The sequence below is a fragment of the Pseudomonas sp. IT-P260 genome (genome assembly GCF_949768395.1).
Lineage (GTDB): Bacteria > Pseudomonadota > Gammaproteobacteria > Pseudomonadales > Pseudomonadaceae > Aquipseudomonas > Aquipseudomonas parakoreensis.
The window spans coordinates 84,931-104,103 of the sequence record NZ_CATKPO010000003.1 but is presented as its reverse complement, the minus strand read 5'-3'; the positions used below and the strand labels follow the sequence as shown (position 1 = coordinate 104,103).

Annotated in this window: 15 protein-coding genes; 5 read left to right on the top strand and 10 right to left on the bottom strand. The window is 60.6% G+C overall.

The genetic code is table 11. The features are described from left to right. The first annotated feature begins 57 nt into the window (after window positions 1–57). From ACM6HV_RS02595 to ACM6HV_RS02585, 3 genes are all read left to right on the top strand, one after another. Entirely contained in the window at window positions 58–1,464 is a 1,407-nt protein-coding gene (locus tag ACM6HV_RS02595; RefSeq protein WP_414903388.1) for an efflux transporter outer membrane subunit, read from the top strand. A 156-nt stretch (window positions 1,465–1,620) separates the two neighbouring features. After that, complete coding sequence (locus ACM6HV_RS02590) at window positions 1,621–2,226, top strand: SCO family protein (RefSeq protein ID WP_041067212.1); 606 nt, start codon at window positions 1,621–1,623, stop codon at window positions 2,224–2,226. Further along, on the top strand, window positions 2,226–2,705 hold the full coding sequence (locus tag ACM6HV_RS02585; protein WP_414903385.1) for a copper chaperone PCu(A)C: 480 nt from the start codon (window positions 2,226–2,228) through the stop codon (window positions 2,703–2,705). The genes ACM6HV_RS02590 and ACM6HV_RS02585 overlap by 1 nt, the downstream gene beginning before the upstream one ends. Before the next feature lie 68 nt (window positions 2,706–2,773). Here the strand turns inward: ACM6HV_RS02585 and ACM6HV_RS02580 are convergent, their stop codons facing one another. Further along, entirely contained in the window at window positions 2,774–3,268 is a 495-nt protein-coding gene (locus ACM6HV_RS02580; RefSeq protein ID WP_414903383.1) for a hypothetical protein, read from the bottom strand. Window positions 3,269–3,403: 135 nt separating this feature from the next. Beyond that, window positions 3,404–4,420, bottom strand: coding sequence for an ABC transporter substrate-binding protein (locus ACM6HV_RS02575; protein ID WP_414903381.1), 1,017 nt, complete (start codon window positions 4,418–4,420; stop codon window positions 3,404–3,406). Window positions 4,421–4,730: 310 nt separating this feature from the next. On the opposite strand from ACM6HV_RS02575, the gene ACM6HV_RS02570 reads away from it, so the two are divergent. Beyond that, window positions 4,731–6,962, top strand: a complete 2,232-nt coding sequence (locus tag ACM6HV_RS02570) for an LTA synthase family protein (protein WP_414903379.1) — start codon at window positions 4,731–4,733, stop codon at window positions 6,960–6,962. A 45-nt stretch (window positions 6,963–7,007) separates the two neighbouring features. Here the strand turns inward: ACM6HV_RS02570 and ACM6HV_RS02565 are convergent, their stop codons facing one another. Together ACM6HV_RS02565 and ACM6HV_RS02560 are read right to left on the bottom strand one after the other, a co-directional pair. Then, the gene (locus ACM6HV_RS02565; protein WP_414903377.1) at window positions 7,008–7,436 is read right to left on the bottom strand and encodes a hypothetical protein; all 429 of its coding nucleotides are present in this window, start codon (window positions 7,434–7,436) and stop codon (window positions 7,008–7,010) included. 344 nt (window positions 7,437–7,780) lie between these two features. Continuing rightward, complete coding sequence (locus ACM6HV_RS02560) at window positions 7,781–9,817, bottom strand: TonB-dependent receptor (RefSeq protein WP_414903375.1); 2,037 nt, start codon at window positions 9,815–9,817, stop codon at window positions 7,781–7,783. A 334-nt stretch (window positions 9,818–10,151) separates the two neighbouring features. Here ACM6HV_RS02560 and katG point away from each other — a divergent pair, with 334 nt between their 5' ends. Then, window positions 10,152–12,422 carry a catalase/peroxidase HPI gene (gene katG, locus ACM6HV_RS02555; protein WP_414903373.1) on the top strand — a complete coding sequence of 757 codons (2,271 nt, stop codon included), beginning with the start codon at window positions 10,152–10,154 and terminating at the stop codon, window positions 12,420–12,422. A gap of 141 nt (window positions 12,423–12,563) precedes the next feature. Here the strand turns inward: katG and pepN are convergent, their stop codons facing one another. From pepN to ACM6HV_RS02525, 6 genes are read right to left on the bottom strand one after another with little or no spacing between them, the layout of a single operon-like run. Next, window positions 12,564–15,221 (bottom strand): aminopeptidase N, encoded by a 2,658-nt coding sequence (pepN, locus tag ACM6HV_RS02550; RefSeq protein ID WP_414903371.1) that lies wholly within the window; start codon window positions 15,219–15,221, stop codon window positions 12,564–12,566. Window positions 15,222–15,231: 10 nt separating this feature from the next. Next, window positions 15,232–16,062: a DUF2797 domain-containing protein gene (locus tag ACM6HV_RS02545; RefSeq protein ID WP_047599806.1), complete on the bottom strand. Its 831-nt coding sequence runs from the start codon at window positions 16,060–16,062 to the stop codon at window positions 15,232–15,234. After that, window positions 16,059–16,319, bottom strand: a complete 261-nt coding sequence (locus ACM6HV_RS02540; protein ID WP_007919229.1) for a YeaC family protein — start codon at window positions 16,317–16,319, stop codon at window positions 16,059–16,061. Before ACM6HV_RS02540 ends, ACM6HV_RS02545 begins: the two co-directional genes overlap by 4 nt. Window positions 16,320–16,352: 33 nt before the next feature. After that, window positions 16,353–17,222, bottom strand: coding sequence for a rhomboid family intramembrane serine protease (locus ACM6HV_RS02535; protein ID WP_414903368.1), 870 nt, complete (start codon window positions 17,220–17,222; stop codon window positions 16,353–16,355). Beyond that, window positions 17,219–18,193, bottom strand: a complete 975-nt coding sequence (locus tag ACM6HV_RS02530; protein WP_414903471.1) for a metallophosphoesterase — start codon at window positions 18,191–18,193, stop codon at window positions 17,219–17,221. The genes ACM6HV_RS02535 and ACM6HV_RS02530 overlap by 4 nt, the downstream gene beginning before the upstream one ends. Further along, complete coding sequence (locus ACM6HV_RS02525) at window positions 18,190–19,080, bottom strand: NAD(+) kinase (protein ID WP_003224174.1); 891 nt, start codon at window positions 19,078–19,080, stop codon at window positions 18,190–18,192. Before ACM6HV_RS02525 ends, ACM6HV_RS02530 begins: the two co-directional genes overlap by 4 nt. Window positions 19,081–19,173 lie beyond the last annotated feature (93 nt).

The window sequence follows — 19,173 nt, the reverse complement described above, 5'->3', positions numbered from 1 at the left end:
CGAGGGGTGTGGAGACTGAGTCCCCCGGCACGTATTTTTTCTGCATGAGAGCGTTCGATGTTGCGCATGTCCCTGCTGTCCCTCGCCGTCCTGTTGGCCGGTTGTTCGTTGATTCCCGAGTACCAGCGCCCTGCCTCACCGAGCGCGGCGCAGTACCCGCAAGGTGCGGTTTACCCGACACAGACACCCGCCGCAGCACGCACTGAAGACTGGCGCACGCTGTTCAACGACCCGGCGCTGCAACAGCTGATTGAAAGCGCGCTGCTGAACAATCGCGACCTGCGCGTGGCGGCGCTGAACGTCGAGGCGTTCCAGGCGCAGTACCGGATCCAGCGCGCCGATCTGCTGCCGGCAGTGTCGGCCAATGCCAGCGAGTCGCGCCAACGCCTGCCGCCCAGCGTGACCCGCAGCAAAGCCATGATCAATTCGACCTATGCGGCGAATCTCGGCGTCAGTGCCTATGAGCTGGATTTTTTCGGCCGGGTGCGCAGCCTCAGCGAGCAGGCGCTGCAAACCTGGCTGGCGACCGAGCAGGCGCGGCGCAGTGCCGAGCTGAGTCTGGTGGCCAACGTCGCCAATGCCTACCTGACCTGGCGCGCCGATCAGGAGTTGCTCGAACTGACGCGCCAGACCCTCGCCGCCGATGAACAGAGCCTGCGCCTGACCACGCGCAACCGTGACGCCGGCAAGTCTTCGGCGCTGGAACAGGCGCAGGCCAAGACCAGTGTCGACAGTTCGCGAGCCAATCTGGCGCGCTACAAACGCCAGGTGGCGCAGGATCTCAACAGCCTGACGCTGTTGGTCGGCGCGCCAGTCCCCGAGCAACTGCCGGCGCAACCACTGGCCAGCGATCTGATCCGGCAACTGCCGGCCGGGTTGCCGTCGGATCTGCTGCAACGGCGCCCGGACATTCTCCAGGCCGAGTACCAACTGAAGGCGGCCAACGCCAATATCGGCGCGGCGCGCGCGGCGTTTTTCCCCAGTGTCAGCCTGACCGCGAGCGCCGGCACCTCCAGCCGCGATCTGTCCGGGCTGTTCAGCGCTGGCTCCGGCGCCTGGACGTTCCAGCCGCAAATCAACTTGCCGATTTTCAACGCCGGCAGCCTGCGCGCGAGCCTGGATTATTCGAAGTTGCAGAAAGACGTCGCAGTCGCCGAATACGAGAAATCGATTCAGACCGCATTTCAGGAAGTCGCCAATGGCCTGGCGGCGCGCAGCACTTATCAGCAGCAGTTGCAGGCGCAACGCGATCTGGTGCAGGCCACTCAGGACTACTACAACCTGGCGCAGCATCGGTATCAGAATGGCGTCGACAGCAGCCTGACGTTTCTCGATGCACAGCGTTCGCTGTTCAGTTCACAGCAGGGGCTGATCACCGATCGGCTGGCGCAACTGGTGGCCGAGGTCAACCTGTACACCGCGCTGGGCGGCGGCTGGCGGGCCGATGAGGCGAATTTTCATTAGCTCCTCGTCACTTTTTCTTACACCTTTTGTCGCCCGATCCTGCGCCACGCAGCGATCCGTGGCCGGCGTCTGCCGTCAGTTTGGTATCATGCGCCGCTTTTACGGTTAACCCCCCGCCAGTCCTGTCGACTGACGGGCTGCAAAAGGCGGTATTAGATGACGGCTTTGTTGACTCGCCGCAAGGTGCTTGCGGGAATGGGCGTGCTGGGCCTGGGCCTGCTCGCCGGCTGCGACACCCGTGGCCAACTGTCGTACAAGTACGGCAAGGACCTGAGCGACAAGATCCTCGGGCGCACCTTCAAGCTGAAGAACACCGACGGCGAAACCATGACGCTGTCGAGCTTCCGCGGCATGATGCCGATGATCTTCTTCGGCTTCACCCAATGCCCGGCCGTGTGCCCGACCACCCTCGCCCGCGCCGCGCAGATCAAGAAACTGATGGGCAAGGACGGCGACCGTCTGCAGGTGATCTTCATCACCCTCGACCCGGAACGCGACACCCCGCAGATCCTCGACAGCTACGTCAAAGCCTTCGACCCGAGCTTCGTCGCGCTGTACGGCACCGTCGAGGAAACCAAGGCCACGGCCAAGGAATTCGACGTGTTCTACGAGAAGGTCCCGGCGGGCGATACTTACACGATCTCCCACACGTCCACCAGTTACGTCTACGACTCGCGCGGCCAGCTGCGCCTGGGTCTGTCTGTATCGCTTTCGGCACAAGAGTGCACGGAAGATTTGCTCACCGTTATGGAGGTCTGCTGATGTACCCCGTTTTGAACAACATCAAACGCGCCGTTCTCGCTGTGTCCCTGCTGGGCCTGGCTTTTCAGGCCAGCGCTCAGACCAAGGTCGACGACGCCTGGGTGCGTGCGACCGTGCCGACCCAATCGGCCAGCGGTGCGTTCATGACCGTCACCGCCGACAGCGACAGCAAACTGCTGAGCGTGGCCTCGCCGGTGGCCAAAGATGTACAGATCCACGAAATGACCATGAAGAACGACGTGATGAGCATGGGCCCGGTCAAATCGGTCGACCTGCCGGCCGGCAAAGCGGTCAGCTTCGACCCGAACGGCTACCACGTGATGCTGATGGGCCTGACCGCTCAGCTCAAGGAAGGCGAAAGCGTGCCGCTGACCCTGACCGTGGAAAACGCCAAGGGCGAGAAACAGACCGTCGAAGTCAAAGCCGAAGTCCGTGCGCTGACGCACATGGAAGGACACGATCACAGCAAGATGCATTAATCTGACTGCGCAGCAATAAAAAGGGGCGGCCTGATTGATGATCAGGTCGCCCCTTTTTATTGCGCAAGTCAGCCGCGTTTGCGAGCCAGTGCGTTGCGCACACTTTCTCTCGACATCCCCGAGCGTGAAGCCGCCGCAGTTTTCTCCACGGGCGCCGCAGCCAACTGCTGCTTGCGCTTCAACACCTGACTCCAGCGATAACCGAGATAACCGCCTGCCGCAAAGAATCCCAGCCAACCGGTGATCAGGTTGACCACTGTCCACAGCCCAAGGGTGATCAGTACGGTTTTCCAGGTGAACAATTTCAGGTTGTTGTCGATGGGTACTGTTTCAACCGGTGCCTGCTGCGCCACTGGAATCTGCTGCGCTCCATCCAGATCAAAGCGCAATGAGAAGTCCGCACCCGGTACCTGGACATTTATTTGATTGCCTTCAGCGGTATGCACCCGAACTTCGCCATTGACGACCGACACCGAACTGAAACTGATCTGAGTTTCGTGGTGAATCTCGCCGTTGACCAAGGTCACGACCGTTCGTTGTTCGCCATTGGGGGTGTCGCGCATGTCGATTCCTTGAAAACGCCACGTCGGACGACGTGCGAAGGGAAAGTCCGTTGGGCTCGAATGCTACTGAGTGGCCATCAGGCTGTCCAGAAACAACCACAGGCTTCAACTCTCTGGCGAGTTGGCGAGCCGTTATCAGCTCCCCGCGCCACCATGCGCCTCTTCAAAGAAGTAATCCTTCCAGCTGCCGGCCTTGTTCTTCAGCACGCCCAGTTCCTGCAATTTTTCGGCGTAGATAAACGTGCGCTGCGGCACCACTGTGAAGTCGATTTCCGGATCAGTGACGATCTTCTCGACCAGCGCCAGCGGCAGCTTCGACTGTTCGACGCGGATGTACGCCTGGGCGGCGGCGGGTTTGTCAGCCTTGATGATTTTTTCCGCTTCGGCCAACGCGTCGTAGAACGCCTTGTAGGTCCTGGGGTTTTCGTCGTGGAATTTTTCCGTGGTGTAAAGCACGTTGAAGGTGGCCTGACCACCGAGCACGTCGTAGGAACTCAGCACTTTGTGCACGTTGGGGTTTTGCAGCGCCTGATACTGGAACGGCGGACTGGAGAAATGCGCGTTGATTTCCGAACCGCCGGCAATCAGCGCCGCCGTGGCGTCCGGATGCGGCAGGCTGACCGAGATGTCGTCAAATTTCTTGTACTGGTCATTGCCGAATTCCCTGGCCGTTTCGATCTGCAAGGTACGCGACTGGAAACCCACGCCCGCCGCCGGCACGGCGATACGATCCTTGTCGCTGAAGTCCTTCAGAGTTTTGATGTCGGGGTTGTTGGTCAGCAAGTAATTGGGCATCGAGCCGAGCGAGGCAATGGCCTTGACGTTCTGTTTGCCGCGGGTGCGATCCCACACGGTAAGCATCGGCGGCACCCCGGCGGAGACCACGTCCAGCGCACCGGTCAGCAATGCTTCGTTCATGGCAGTGGCGCCGGAGATGCTGTTCCAGTCGACCTTGATCTCCAGCCCCTGCGCCCGGCCTTGTTTTTCGATCAGTTGCTGATCACGAACCACGTCGAGGATCAGATAACCGATGCCGAATTGCTGGGCGATGCTGATCTTGCCTTCGGCCTGCGCACCGCTGCTGAACAGCATGCTGCTCGCCAGAGATGCGGCCAACAGGGTCAGCGCAGAACGTTTGAACGGTGTGGCCATGACAACCTCGCAGCAGGATGGATTTGGCTGAAAGGCCGAACTCTATCGCTATAAAAAACAGAAATTAAATACCGTTATCGAATATCCATAGCACGCTCGCATTGGCCGTCATGCGCTGATTTAAACAGCCTGAAACAATAAATCTGCCATCAGTTACACCTTGTGCGTCAGTCACTGGCGGGCTGACACCAGCGCTGGTCACGGCCTCAAGCCCTGCACCGCGTCTGCGCGAGCAGATCAGCCACGCGTTTAAAAGGGCGATCACGCAGCCCACCCTTGGTATCATCGCGCACACTTTTATGACGGTTTGATGGCTGGAAGGTCTGTGTTTGTGAGCGTTCTTTTGCGTTGGTTGCGGCAACCGCATGCCCGCCTGTTTTCCCTGATTCTGCTGGTACTGATCGTACCGGTGTGCCTGCGCGCGGCATTGGGCTGGTCGTCGCCGCTGGGCTATTTGTCCGACCTGGCGATTGGCAGTTCGCTGGTGCTGTTGCTGCATCGCCGGGCGTGGTGGCTGGGGTTGCCGTTGCTGCTGTTCTGGGGGTTGCTGGCGGTGGCGACGGCGGAGCTGGTCAGCGCTGTCGGCCGGCTGCCGAATCCTGCCGACCTGCATTACCTGATTGACCCGCAGTTCGTGGAAAACTCCACCGGTGGCGGCTTTGCCCATCCGGCGCTGGGCGTGGCCCTGTTGCTGGCGCTGCTGTTCTGGTTGCTGACGCGGCTCGCCAATCGCGCGCAACCCGCTGCTGCCCTGCCCCGTGCCGTGTGGGCTGCACCGGCGCTGCTGTTCGCCGCGCACTGGGGCGTGCAAAACCAGTGGCCGAGCGAGGAGGATCCGTGGCGCATGTACAACCTGCCGCATCAGTTGCTCGCCTCGCAAGTCGCCGATCTGCAGTTGCAGGCCGAGGAATGGCTGGACGGTGACGTCGAACCCGCCGCGCCACAGATGGCCGGGCTGACCGATCTGGATCTCAATGGCCACAAACTGCTGGCCGCGCCGGGGCAGGCGCGCAACGTGCTGATCATCGCGCTGGAAGGCATTCCCGGCGCATACATCCGCGCCAATCGCGAGGCCATCGGCAGCCATTATCAGGAAGACCTTATGCCCCATCTCAGCCGCTGGGCCGAGCGCGGCATGAACACCCCGGATTACGTGCTGCATACGCACCAGACCATTCGCGGCCTGTACGCCATGCTCTGCGGCGATTACGACAAGCTCAACAACGGCACGCCCAAAGGCGTGGAAATGCTCACCCAGCAGGAGCGCAATCAGGCCTGCCTGCCGGCGCAGCTGCGCCAGCACGGCTTCAGCACTCACTACCTGCAAGGCGCCGGTCTGCGCTTCATGGCCAAAGACAAGATCATGCCGCACATCGGTTTCGATGCGACCCACGGTCTGGAATGGTTCTCTAACGCCAACCATCTGGAGTTTCCGTGGGGCAAGGATGACAAGGCGTTCTTCGAAGGCGCGCTGGATTACGTTGGTCAACTGAAGCAGCAGAAGCAACCGTGGATGCTCACCCTGCTGACCGTTGGCACCCACCAGCCCTACTCCGCGCCGGAAGACTATCTGGCGCGCTACGAGACACCGAAGCAGGCCGCTGTCGGTTATCTCGACGATGCGCTGGAGCAGTTCCTCAGCGGCCTCGAACGCCAGGGCGTGCTCAAGGACACGCTGGTGGTGATCACCTCGGACGAATCCCACGGCATCGACGGCGTGCGTCTGGCGTCGTCGTGGGGCTTCAACCTGACGCTGGCACCCGAACATGAGCAACTGCCGCGACTGAATGCCGGGGTGTACGGTCATGTCGATCTGAGCGCATCGATCCTCGACTATTTCGACTTGCCAGTGCCAACGGCGTTGAGCGGCCGCTCGCTGTTTCGCGACTACGACAGCGGGCGCGAAATCATGTCCTACACCAACGGCAAACTGCGCTACCACAATGGTCAGGGGATCTTCTCCGAGTGCGACATGCCGCGCCGCTGCCGCTACTACGAAAGCGCCGGGTTCATTGCCGAGCGTGCCACCTTCAAGGGCAATGAAAGCAGCCAGCAGGCCCGGCAGATTGCCGCGCGGGCCATGGCGCTGGACCTGTCGCTGCTGCGCACCCCGCTCAATCAGCGTTACCAGTTTGGCAGCAATAACGTCATCCCGCTGCAGGCGCAGATCAACGATGACTGGGCCGACAACCTGATCGGCGCGCAGTATCTGGAAATGCCCAAGGGCTCGCACACCCGCGTGCGCCTGACCGTGCGCTCGGTGGACCCGCAGCAGGCGGCGTACATTCAGCTCAAGGCCAAGGAGTTCGAACAGGACGTGCAACTGGGCCTGCCAACCGAGATGGTCGCCACGGCGGACCAGCCGCTGGAGATGGATTTCAGTTTCGACAACCCGCAACAGCGCAAGGCGTTTTCGTTCCACTTGCTGGGTTATGGACTGGGTGCGGTGGAGGTGACGGATTTCAGTGTGATCACCGAGTTGCCCGGGCAGGAAGAACCGCTGGATGCGCTGCCGGACGATGAAACGGTGCAATCGAGTTGAAATCAGGGAGGGGACGGATTGGTTGGATCCGTCCCTTGGCATTTACTAAAGACGCTTAATGTCAAATTTACCTGTAACTGTCTTTCCATCAGGCAAAACAAAATCGATGTCACCTGAAACGCCGGATCGATTTTCGCCTGTCCGTGAGAACGTCACATTTGCCAGTCCTTGTTTAATAACATGAGACACGTTTGAGATCCTAACGCTCCAAACCAGCTCACCTTCGTACCATCTCACCTGGTGAGGGCCGTCCTTTATCAAGTCCTGTGGAACGCAGAAGGCAACGACGTTGTGGTTGTAATCATCAGCCCCAATAATAAAATAGTCCTTATCTGCCGTATGAAAAAGCAAGTTTGTCTTCGCGAACATGAACTCTCTTCCATCAACGCTTGCATTAAACGTTCCTTTATATTGATGGTGATTTTTATTAATCAGGTCGAAAATTTGCTTTTCTGATTTATTTGAATTTTGCATGTCGATGCGCTCCGATCCGTTTGAAGGCGGTTGCCTGCGCTTGAAAAGCTATGCCTCAATTATCTTGGGCGCTACTGTCATAACTGACAGGTTATTAGCTGAAATCGAAATAAGAAGTTTAAAAAACGACAATTAACTGCGGTATCAAAGCAGTTTGCGACAATGTATGAGCCGGCTATGGACTGGGCGCGGTCGAGGTCACGGATTTCAGTGTGATCACCGAGTTTCCGGGGCAGGAAAATCCGCTGGATGCACTGCCGGAGGATGACACCGCACAATCAAGCTGATGCCCGTGCAGGAGCTGCCGCAGGCTGCGGCAGCTCCTTCAGGGGGGCGAAGGGCTATCAGAACGTCGTGCGCAACCCGACCTGAATGCTGCGCCCTTCTGCCGGTGCAATATCGCGCAGGATCGAACTGGCGTAACGCACGGTCTGGTTGGTCAGGTTCTCGGCATTGACGAAGGCCAGCCATTTGCTCTGGCCGACATCAAAGTGATAACCCACATTGGCGCCCAGCGTGGTGTAGCCGTCGGTGCTGCTTTCGTTGTCTGGCACGCGGTGCTGCGAGTTGGCGTGTTCGATATCGATCCGCGCCTGCCAGCGATCCAGTTCCCACAGCAAACCACTGTTCAAGCGCAGCGGCGCGATGCGCGGCAGGTCCTGGCCGGTGTCGAGATTCTTGGCGCGGGTGTAATCGCCGGACAGCTCCAAAGCAAATTTGCCGTAGGCATTTTCGCCAAGCGTCCAGCGATCCTGCGCCTCGATGCCACTGAAACGTGCACGCACACCCGAGTAGGTGTATTCGGGAATCCCGCCAGCATCCTCTTCGCCTTCGTCATTCAGTGTACGGCCCGTGCCGAGCAAGCCGATGTAGTTGGAGAAGTGACTGTAAAACACACCGACACTGCCCTTGTGCGTGCCGTTGTCGAAGCGCAGTGCGAGGTCGCTGGACACGGCTTTTTCTTTCGACAGCCCGGCATCGCCGACTTCATAGGTGCCGGTCGCGACGTGAGCGCCGTTGGCGTACAACTCATAGAACGTCGGCGCGCGTTCGGTGTAGCCCAATGTCGCGGCGACCGACCAGATCGGCGTCAGCGTGTACACCGCGCCGGACGACAGGCTGCCGGCGGTGAAACTGCTGGAGCGGTCGGCATTGGCAAAGCGCTCATTGCCTTTGGCGTCCGGGTCGACGCTGGTGTGTTCGAGGCGTCCGCCGAGAGTGAACAGCAGGCGCTCAGTGGCTTGCAACTCCTCCAGAATGAACAGTGCGCCAGCGTCGGTATCGGTGTGCGGCACAAAAGCTTCTTCGCCCAGTGCCGAGAATTCGTTGCGGCTGACCTGGGCGCCGATCACCCCGTTGACCGGGCCCAGCGGCTGATGCCGAGCCTCGACCCGAGCTTCGTAACCCTTGTTCTTGAAGGTGGTGCCGACTTCACCGCCCTCGATTTCGCGGTGCTGGTAATCGGTGTAGCCGGCATCGAGTTTGATCGAGCTGAACGGCCCGTCGAGATTGCGCATTTCCGAAGCGAACGCGTAGTGCTCCTGCTGCATGCGAATGCGCACGTCGTCTTCGGCGGGCGAGCCGTAGTTCGAATCGTAATGGCTGTAGGACAGACCGGCGTAACCGTCATCCCAAGTGTAGGAACTGCCGACGGCGCCGCCATCCTGACGACCGTCGCTGTTGGCGAGCCGATGCTTGCGCGAGTCGCCGTCGTCGTTGGCGCGCGCCGTGCCGGTCTTGGCGTAGCCGGGAATTTTCAGGTCATTGAACTCCCGGGCACTGGCGTCCAGGTGCAAGGCGAACTGACCGTTGCCGGCCTCCAGTTTCCCCGCGCTGCTGCGGGTGGTGTCGGCCCCGCCGTAACGCAACTCGCCGGCCCCGTGAATGCCTTCGATGGCTTCAGTGGGGATGCGGTTATCGAAGGTGTTGACCACCCCGCCGATCGCGCTGCCGCCGTACAGCAACGCCGCCGGGCCACGCACGATTTCAATGCGCTCGACGTTGACCGGGTCCAGCGGCACCGCGTGATCGTAGGACAGCGACGAGGCGTCCAGCGCGCCGACGCCGTTACGCAGGATGCGAATGCGGTCACCGTCCTGCCCGCGAATGATCGGCCGACTCGCGCCCGGGCCAAAGTACGACGAGGACACGCCGGGCTGCTTGTTCAGCGTCTCGCCGAGGCTGCCCTTCTGCTGCAACGTGAGGTCGTCGCCGCTGAGGACGGTCGAGGGCGATGCCAGGGTCTGGCTGCCCAGCGGGTTGCCGGTGATGACTTGCGGTTGCAGTTCGAGCGGCTCGGCGGCGAACACGGGTGAGGCAACAAGCAGCGCGGCGGCCAGAGGAGTCAGGCGTCGTTGAAGGGGTTGGGAACGGGCAGGCATTTCAGAACTTCCATGAGCAGAAAAATGAGATCGCTGCAGGCGTTTGGCGAGTAACGCTGGCAGAAACAGAATGAAATCTTTTTTATGTTATACAATAACATTTCTTTCTGTCATCACGATTCTCGCAATCCGTTTTGCAGCAAGCCCTCAAGCACGCGGATTTCAGAGGCGAATCAGACAATCATGCAGCCTGCGCAACAGGCAAAAACGCTGAAAGACTGCGCCTATCAACCTCCAATAGTCGGCCTATTAGCTGGTTGCCCGAGTCGGGTCTAGCCTTACTAGTCCGAAGTCGGCATCAGCCGGCCGCACAAGACCTGATAAGGATCCGAACATGGCAAATGAATCGAAATGCCCGTTCAACCACGCTGCCGGTGGTGGTACGACGAACCGTGACTGGTGGCCGAATCAACTGAACCTGAAGATCCTCAGCCAGCACTCGCCCAAGTCCGATCCGCTGGGCAAGGACTTCAACTACGCTGAAGCCTTCAAGAGCCTGGACTTCCAGGCCCTGAAACAAGACCTGCACGCGCTGATGACCGACTCGCAGGACTGGTGGCCAGCCGACTTCGGCCACTACGGCCCGCTGTTCATCCGCATGGCCTGGCACAGTGCCGGCACCTATCGCACCGCCGACGGGCGCGGGGGCGCCGGCTCCGGCCAGCAGCGTTTCGCCCCGCTCAACAGCTGGCCGGACAACGTCAGCCTCGACAAGGCCCGGCGCCTGCTGTGGCCGATCAAACAGAAATACGGTCGCAATATTTCCTGGGCCGACCTGATCGTGCTCACCGGCAACGTCGCACTGGAATCCATGGGCTTCAAGACTTTCGGTTTCTCCGGCGGCCGTCCCGATGTCTGGGAGCCGGATGAAGACGTGTACTGGGGTTCGGAACGCGAATGGCTCGGTGGCGACAGCCGTTACGGCAAAGACAAGTCAGCCATGCAAGACCCCGGGGACGGCACACTGGTGGCCGAACCGGATCTGCATGGCAAAGAGGAAAGCCGCACCGATCAGGGCGAACGCAACCTGGAAAACCCGCTGGCCGCCGTGCAGATGGGCCTGATCTACGTCAACCCGGAAGGCCCCGAAGGCAATCCCGATCCGGTCGCCTCGGGTCGTGATATCCGCGAAACCTTTGGCCGCATGGCCATGAACGACGAAGAAACCGTGGCCCTGATCGCCGGCGGTCACGCCTTCGGCAAGACCCACGGCGCCGGCCCGGCCGACAATGTCGGGCCTGAGCCGGAAGCGGCCGGGCTGGAAGAACAAGGCCTCGGTTGGCGCAACGCATTCGGCACCGGCAAAGGCGCCGACACCATCACCAGCGGCCTTGAAGTCACCTGGACCACCACCCCGACCCAGTGGAGCAACAACTACCTGGAAAACCTGTTCGGTTTCGAGTGGGAACTGTTCAAAAGCCCGGCCGGTGCGCACCAGTGGAAACCAAAAAACGGCGCCGGGGCTGGCACTGTTCCCCATGCGCACGATCCGAGCAAAAAGCTCTCGCCGACCATGCTCACTTCAGACCTGGCGCTGCGCTTCGACCCGATCTACGAGCCGATCGCCCGACGCTTCCTGGCCAACCCGGACCAACTGGCGGACGCCTTCGCCCGCGCCTGGTACAAGCTGATCCACCGTGACATGGGCCCACTGTCGCGCTACCTCGGCCCCGAACTGCCGAACGAGGAACTGCTGTGGCAAGACCCGATTCCTGAGGCCACGCACCCGCTGATCGACAGCAACGACGCGGCGGCGCTGAAAAGCAAAGTGCTGGCGTCCGGGCTGTCGGTGTCGCAACTGGTGTCCACCGCATGGGCCGCCGCATCAACCTTCCGTGGTTCCGACAAGCGTGGCGGCGCCAACGGTGGCCGTCTGCGTCTGGCCCCACAGAAATTCTGGCAGGCCAATCAGCCGGAGCAACTGGACAAGGTGCTGAAAACCCTTGAGGGCGTTCAGAACGAGTTCAACGCGGGCTCGTCCGGCAAGAAAGTGTCGCTGGCGGATCTGATCGTGCTGGCAGGTAACGCCGGGGTCGAACAAGCGGCGAAAAACGCCGGGCACTCGGTGTCGGTGCCATTCAATCCAGGTCGAACCGATGCGACTCAGGAGCAAACCGATGTCGAGTCGTTTGGTTTCCTCGAACCGATTGCCGATGGTTTCCGTAACTACAGCAAAGGCAAATACACCGTTTCCGCCGAAGCATTGCTGATCGACAAGGCGCAACTGCTGACCCTCTCCGCTCCGGAAATGACCGTACTGGTCGGCGGTCTGCGGGTATTGGGGGCCAACGTCGGGCAAAGCCGGCATGGTGTGTTCACCTCGCGCGCTGAAACGCTGAGCAATGACTTCTTCACCAACCTGCTGGACATGGGCGTGGAGTGGAAGCCGACCTCACCGGCAGCAGACGAGTTCGAAGGACGCGACCGCAAGACCGGCAGCGTGAAGTGGACGGCGACGCGGGTGGATCTGGTGTTTGGTTCCAACGCGATTTTGCGCGCGCTGGCCGAGGTGTATGCGAGTGCTGACGCGAAGGAGCAGTTCGTGAAGGACTTCGTGGCGGCGTGGGCCAAGGTGATGGAGCTGGATCGGTTTGATCTGAAGTAACGCAATAAACTGTAGGAGCTGCGGCACGCTGCGATCTTTTGATCTTGATTTAAAAAACCAGAATCAAAAGATCGCAGCCTCGTTTCACTCGACAGCTCCTACAGGGTTCTGTGTTCGCCTGAAATATTGATCAGGCGAGCGTTACGCCAGGCTTTTGCTCACCACTTCGTACACATCGCTCGACAACTGCCCCGAAGCCAGAATCCGCTCCAGCTCAGCCTTCATCAACGCCTGACGGGCGCTGTCGTATTTGCGCCAGCGGGTCAGTGGCGCCAGTTGCCGCGAGGCGATCTGCGGGTTGAAGCCGTTCAATTCGATCACCAGATCCGCGAGGAAGCGGTAGCCCGAACCGTCGGCGGCGTGGAAGTTGATCAGGTTCTGCCCGGCAAACGCACCGACCAGCGCACGCACCTTGTTCGGGTTCTTGATGTTGAACGCCGGGTGCTGCATCAACGCCTTCACCCGTGTCAGACCGCCCGGCAACGTGCTGCCGGCCTGCACGCTGAACCACTGATCCATGACCAGCGGGTTATCCTTGAAGTGCTCGGCGAAAGTTGCCAGCGCTTTGGCCTTTTGTTCTTCGAACGGCGAGTTGACCAGCACCGCCAGCGCGGTCAGGCGCTCGGTCATGTTGTCGCTGTTTTCGAACTGTTCTTGCGTAGCGGCCAACACTTCCGGCTTGCCGCTGAGCATCAGGTACGACAGCGCAATGTTCTGCAGTGCACGACGGGCAAAGTGCTCGGCCTCGGCCACGTACGGCGTCTGCTTCGACAAATCGCGGTTGGCCTGATAACGCAGCCACAGCGCTTCAAACAGGTTGTCCGCCAGTTGCTTGCGGGCAAACTCGCGGGCGCTGTGGATCGCCTCGACATCCGCCACTTCGCTGATTTCGGTCAGATACGCTTCGCTCGGCAGCGAAAGCATTTCAGCGACCATGGCCTGATCCAGCGACTCATCGGACAGCACGGTTTTCAGCGCCGAGATCAGACGCGGATCGAGCACCAGGCTTTCGCCCTTCTGCTGCTGGGCAATCAATTCCTGCAGCACTTGCACCGACAGTTGCTGACCGGCATCCCAGCGGTTGAAGCCATCGCTGTCGTGCTGCATCAGGAACATCAACTGGTCGCGGTTGTACGGGAAGCTCAGTTTGACCGGCGCCGAGAAACCACGCAGCAACGATGGCAGCGGCTGTTCAGCGATGTCGACGAAGGTGAACGTCTGCTCGGCTTCCGTCACCGAGATCACGCGGGTGGTGCCTTGCGCCGACGCTTCACCGGCCAGACGCAGGGCAATCTCGTTGCCCTTGCTGTCGAGCAGGCCCAGTTCGACCGGGATCACGAACGGCAGTTTTTCCACTTTGTCCGGGGTTTCCGGGCAGCTCTGACGGAAGGTCAGGCTGTAGGTTTTCGCCGCAGAGTCGTAGGACTCGCTGACCGCCAGACGCGGCGTGCCGGCCTGGCTGTACCAGCGCTTGAACTGGGTCAGGTCGACGCCGTTGGCGTCTTCCATGGCCTTGACGAAATCGTCGCAGGTCACGGCCTGGCCGTCATGGCGTTCAAAGTAAAGGTCACTGCCCTTGCGGAAGCCTTCGGCGCCCAGCAGGGTGTGGATCATGCCGACCACTTCCGAGCCCTTTTCGTACACGGTCAGGGTGTAGAAGTTGGAGATCTCGATGAAGCTGTCCGGACGCACCGCATGGGCCATGGGACCGGCATCTTCGGCGAACTGGTGGGTACGCAGGTACGCCACGTCCTGAATGCGCTTGACCGTGGCCGAGTTCATGTCCGAAGAGAAACCGGCGTCGCGGAACACGGTGAAGCCTTCCTTGAGCGACAGCTGGAACCAGTCGCGACAGGTCACGCGGTTGCCCGACCAGTTGTGGAAATATTCGTGGGCGACGATCGCCTCGACCCGCTGGTGCGCGGCGTCGGTGGCGGTTTCGGCGCGGGCCAGCACGGCGCTGGAGTTGAAGATGTTGAGGCCCTTGTTCTCCATCGCGCCCATGTTGAAGTCGTTGACGGCGACGATCATGAAAATGTCCAGGTCGTACTCGCGACCGTAGACCTGTTCATCCCAGCGCATCGACTTCTTCAGGCTGTTCATCGCGTGCTGGCACTTGTCGATGTTTTCCGGCTCGACGTAGATGCGCAGCGCGACATTACGGTTGGTCATGGTGGTAAAAGTGTCTTCGACACACCACAAATCACCGGCCACCAGCGCGAACAGGTACGCCGGCTTCATGAACGGGTCTTCCCAGGTCGCCCAGTGCCGGCCGTCTTCACCCGGGCCGGAGGCAATCGGGTTGCCGTTGGACAGCAGCACCGGATAGCTGTGCTGCTCGGCGACCACCGTGGTGGTGAATTTGCTCATCACGTCCGGGCGGTCGAGGTAATAGGTGATCTTGCGGAAGCCTTCGGCCTCGCACTGGGTGCAGAACATCGTGCCGGACTTGTACAAGCCTTCCAGCGCAGTGTTGGTTTCCGGGTGGATTCTGACGCTGGTGTCAACCGTGAAGCTGGCGCTGGCCGGTTGCAGGGTCAGGGTGTTTTCGCTCAGCTGATAATCGCCGGCGCTCAATTCCTGGTCAGCCAGGGTTACCGACAGCAGCTCCAGTTGCTGGCCGTCGAGCACCAGCGGCGGCAGGCCCGGGCCACGCTCCGGGTTGCGGCGCATCACCAGTTGCGCGTGGACCAGGCTGTGGTCCTCGAACAGCTCGAAGGTCAGGTGCGTCTCGTCGATCAGGTACTCGGGCGCCTGATAGTCCTTCAGGTAAATCATCTTCGGTTGTTCGGTGCGCATGCTGGAATCCTTATTGATGCACGGCGAGCTGGTAGGCCGTGTATTTACGAATGTTGATCACGCCGGTGTCAAAAATCAGGTACTGACCCTTGATCCCCAGCAGCGTGCCTTCGGCAATCGGGTTCTTGTCCAGGTTGAAGCTGACGATTTTGGCCGGGTATTGCTCGACCGGATAGCGGATTTCGAGCGGTTCTACATCGGCAATCGTCTGAATTGCCTGTAGGCCGAATCGCTGTTGCAGGCCTTGCAAGCCCTCGGCGCAGCTTTCAAACAGTTGATCGCGCACCTGAGCCAGGTCCACCGCCGCCGCATCGCCCTTGAGCAACGCGCGCCAATTGGTCTTGTCGGCCACCTGACTGCGGAACAGGTCTTCGACGAAGCCCGACTGCTGACGCGTCGATACGCGCATGATCGGCAGCGCCTGACTTGCGCCCTGATCGAGCCAGCGGGTCGGCAACTGGGTGGCGCGGGTGATGCCGACCTTGATCCCCGACGAGTTGGCCAGATACACCACATGATCAGTCATGCAGAACTTCTGACCCCACTCTGGCTCCCGGCAGGTACCGGCCTCGAAGTGGCAACGCTCCGGGCTCATGATGCAGATGTCGCACTGCGCCAGTTTGGTCATGCACGGGTAGCAGTAACCCTGGCTGAAACTGGTTTTGGTCTTGCGCCCGCAATGAGTGCAATGAATTGCCCCCAGGTACTCCAGACGCACTGTGGTGCCGATCATGGGATTGACCGGCACCTCGACGTCATCCAGACGAAACGCGTATTGCACATTCGGCCCGTCCAGGCGCGCCGACATTTTGCTGATTGCACCGCGGCCAATCTCGATCAATGGATGGCATCCGACTTGAACAGGATGTTCGGCACTTCGATCGACTTCGACGCACATTCCTGCGGGCCCATGTAACCGGTGCGCTGGTCTTCGGGCAGGTTCTGGATTTCCCAGGCGATCATCGCCTGCAGCGACAGCTCGCGCTGTTCGGCGGTGAGTTTGCCACCGTCGGACCACTTGCCGATTTCCACGGCCAGTTTCAGGCTCTCGTAGATGTCCGGGGTGATGTTGTTGATCATGTCGTTAAAAGAGGACATCAGGGTCTCCGTGCTCTTTATTCACTTAAAATTTCAGGCGGCCAGTTTACGGCGGTTATACAAACCGCCCAACAAACCGGTGAAGCATCCGATGAGTAACCCGCTGACGTGGGCGGCGTTGGCGATCTGGCCGAAACCGATCATCGAGACCAGTCCGGACATGCAAATCACCAGCCACACCAGCATCATCACCAGCACGCCACGCGGCAGGCGATACGCCGGATTCGGCGCCAGCAACTGAAAGATCCAGCAGTGGCCGAGCAAACCGTAGAGCACGCCGGACAGGCCGCCGAACAGGCTCGGGCCGCTCCAGGCAAACTGCGCGTAGTTCGACACCAGGCTGAACAGCAGGGTCAGACCGAGCAGGTTGATGCTGCCCTGGCGTGACTCGATGCGCCGCCCCAGCTCCCAGTACCACATGCCGTTCATGGCCAGGTGCAGGATGCCGAAGTGCAGCAGCATCGGCGTGAACAGGCGCCACCACTGCCCCGCCGCCAGACTGTCGGCCAGCGGCGTGAACTGGATGTACTCGCCGACCACGCGGAAGTCGAGGAAGGTCAGCCAGCGGATAGTGTCGAAGTTGTCGCCCAGATAGGTCAGGCCGCCGACCAGCAGGCTCAGCAGCAGGATCAACCCGGTGGCCTTGGCGTGTTTGAGTTGCTCGGCGAAGCTGGGACGCTTGAAGGTCGGCGCCAGCGGAATGTCCAGCTGTTGATCGGGATCACCGGCCGGGAAGCGCTCGTACAGCGAACGCACGTCCTCGCTGATTTCCGCCGGCGCCCACAGTACCTGCTCGCCCGCTTCTTCGCTGACCCGATGCGGCACTTGCATCCGTTGCAGCAGTGTGACGAAACCGCTCAAATCCACCGCCAACGGCAGACGCAATACCGCTACCGCACTCATTGCAGCACCTCCGGCCGCTCGACATCGACCCAGACAAATTTATGCGGATCCAGACGTGTTTCCTGATCCAGACGATAGGCCACCAGTTTGCCGTAGAGCACCGCGCTGTAATCGAGACACGCGAGGTTCGGGCGGATCGGCGCCGGTTTGCCGCTGCGCCAGTAGTGGCCGACGAACAGCAACGGCTCGTCGATGCCGTAGCGCAGCAGGTTGTTTTTTTCGCTTGAGGTCAGCGGTTTCTGCGCCACCGGCTCCGGCAGTGCATCCGGCTGGAAGACGATGTCGCCGTAGGTTTTCGGGTCGTCTTCCCAGAATTTGGTGCGGAAGAACGAACGCACCAGACCGTCGCCGCTGGTCATGGTCAGACCATCCGGCAGGCGCATGTCGGTGCCGCGCAGCAAGCGGTCGAATACGGTGCAGGCGAAACTGCCGGGCACGGCCGACGCCTGGAGAAAGTGCTCGTCGATACGCGCATCGGGAAACAGCCCGCGCAACGGTTCGATCAGGCTGGCATCCCAACAGGCGTGCACCACGCGGAATCGCCCGGCATCAACCACCAGCGGCAGCTCGTAGAACCAGTTGAGGAAGTCATGCCAGTCGCCCGGATGGTCTTCGAACTGGGTCAGGGTTTCGTGCAGCAGGCGCGCATGCCGCGGGGTGTGCTCACGGACGAACTGCTTGCCGCTGCCCGGCAGCGCTGGCGTGCTCCAGCCCAGTGCGTTGAATTCGTGGTTACCCATGATGCACAGCGCCTGACCGGCCACGACCATGTCGTGAACGATGTGCAGCGCCTCGCGGATTCGCGGGCCACGGTCGATGATGTCGCCGACAAACACGGCCATGCGCGATGGATGCCGCCAGACCCCGCCCTGCTTGTGATAACCGAGTCGGTCAAGCAAGTGTTCGAGGGTCAGGGCGCATCCGTGCACGTCACCAATCAAGTCATAACTGCGCGCGGGATCGAGCATCAGTCGCCTCCACCACCCAACTTGCTGCCCCAGCCGAGCTTGGTCCGGCAGACTTCGTAGTAGTTGTGGTCGAGCGGATGAATCAGCCGCAGCTTCTGGGCTTTCTTGCTCACGGTGATGGTGTCGCCCGGCGCGCAGGTGAAATGGTTCTGCCCGTCGCAGGAGACCTGCGGGTAGATCTGCATGTTTTTCGACACGACGATTTTCAGCTCACTGTTGCCATCGACCACAATTGGCCGGCTCGACAACATATGGGGGTACATCGGCACGATCACAATGGCATCGAGCTTGGGATGCATGATCGGCCCGCCAGCGGACAGCGCGTATGCGGTGGAACCGGTCGGGGTGGCGACGATCAGGCCGTCGGCCTTCTGGCTGCAGACGAACTGGCCGTCGATGTACAGCTCGAACTCGATCATCCGCGTCGATTTGCCCGGGTGCAGCACCACGTCGTTCAGCGCATCGCCCTGGCCGATGGCCTCGGCATGCCGGCGGACTTCGGCTTGCAGCAGGAAGCGGTTTTCCACCAGATAATGGCCGTCGAGCACCTTGGCCACTTCGACTTCCAGCTCATCGGGACGAATATCCGTCAGAAAACCGAGGCTGCCACGGTTGATCCCCAGCACTGGAATATTATGCTTGGCCAACGCGCGAGCGGCACCGAGCAGGCTGCCGTCACCGCCAACGACGATGACCATGTCGCAGACTTCGCCGAGCATCTTGCGTGACGAGGTCTGCAGGCCGTGGCCCGGCAGGACTTCGGCGATGGTGTCTTCGAGAATCACGTGCAGGTGACGATCGAGCAGAAAGCGTTTCAGTCGGCGGACGGTATCCAGCACCTGGGAACTGCCCAGGCGACCGATGATGCCGATATTACGAAATTGCTCCATGGGACCTCTGCGGACAATCGAAAACGCGAAAAGCACGATTATGGGCGAAAGCCCGCCATAGACAAAATCCTTTCAGCCTCAAGGGTGCGCGCG

What these genes read in the sequence shown, in the direction of transcription:
- ACM6HV_RS02595 (WP_414903388.1), top strand. Translation starts at nt 58, where the DNA reads ATGTTGCGCATGTCCCTGCTGTCCCTCGCCGTCCTGTTGGCCGGTTGT.
- ACM6HV_RS02590 (WP_041067212.1), top strand. Translation starts at nt 1,621, where the DNA reads ATGACGGCTTTGTTGACTCGCCGCAAGGTGCTTGCGGGAATGGGCGTG.
- ACM6HV_RS02585 (WP_414903385.1), top strand. Translation starts at nt 2,226, where the DNA reads ATGTACCCCGTTTTGAACAACATCAAACGCGCCGTTCTCGCTGTGTCC.
- ACM6HV_RS02580 (WP_414903383.1), bottom strand. Translation starts at nt 3,268, where the DNA reads ATGCGCGACACCCCCAATGGCGAACAACGAACGGTCGTGACCTTGGTC.
- ACM6HV_RS02575 (WP_414903381.1), bottom strand. Translation starts at nt 4,420, where the DNA reads ATGGCCACACCGTTCAAACGTTCTGCGCTGACCCTGTTGGCCGCATCT.
- ACM6HV_RS02570 (WP_414903379.1), top strand. Translation starts at nt 4,731, where the DNA reads ATGGCTGGAAGGTCTGTGTTTGTGAGCGTTCTTTTGCGTTGGTTGCGG.
- ACM6HV_RS02565 (WP_414903377.1), bottom strand. Translation starts at nt 7,436, where the DNA reads ATGCAAAATTCAAATAAATCAGAAAAGCAAATTTTCGACCTGATTAAT.
- ACM6HV_RS02560 (WP_414903375.1), bottom strand. Translation starts at nt 9,817, where the DNA reads ATGCCTGCCCGTTCCCAACCCCTTCAACGACGCCTGACTCCTCTGGCC.
- katG (WP_414903373.1), top strand. Translation starts at nt 10,152, where the DNA reads ATGGCAAATGAATCGAAATGCCCGTTCAACCACGCTGCCGGTGGTGGT.
- pepN (WP_414903371.1), bottom strand. Translation starts at nt 15,221, where the DNA reads ATGCGCACCGAACAACCGAAGATGATTTACCTGAAGGACTATCAGGCG.
- ACM6HV_RS02540 (WP_007919229.1), bottom strand. Translation starts at nt 16,319, where the DNA reads ATGTCCTCTTTTAACGACATGATCAACAACATCACCCCGGACATCTAC.
- ACM6HV_RS02535 (WP_414903368.1), bottom strand. Translation starts at nt 17,222, where the DNA reads ATGAGTGCGGTAGCGGTATTGCGTCTGCCGTTGGCGGTGGATTTGAGC.
- ACM6HV_RS02525 (WP_003224174.1), bottom strand. Translation starts at nt 19,080, where the DNA reads ATGGAGCAATTTCGTAATATCGGCATCATCGGTCGCCTGGGCAGTTCC.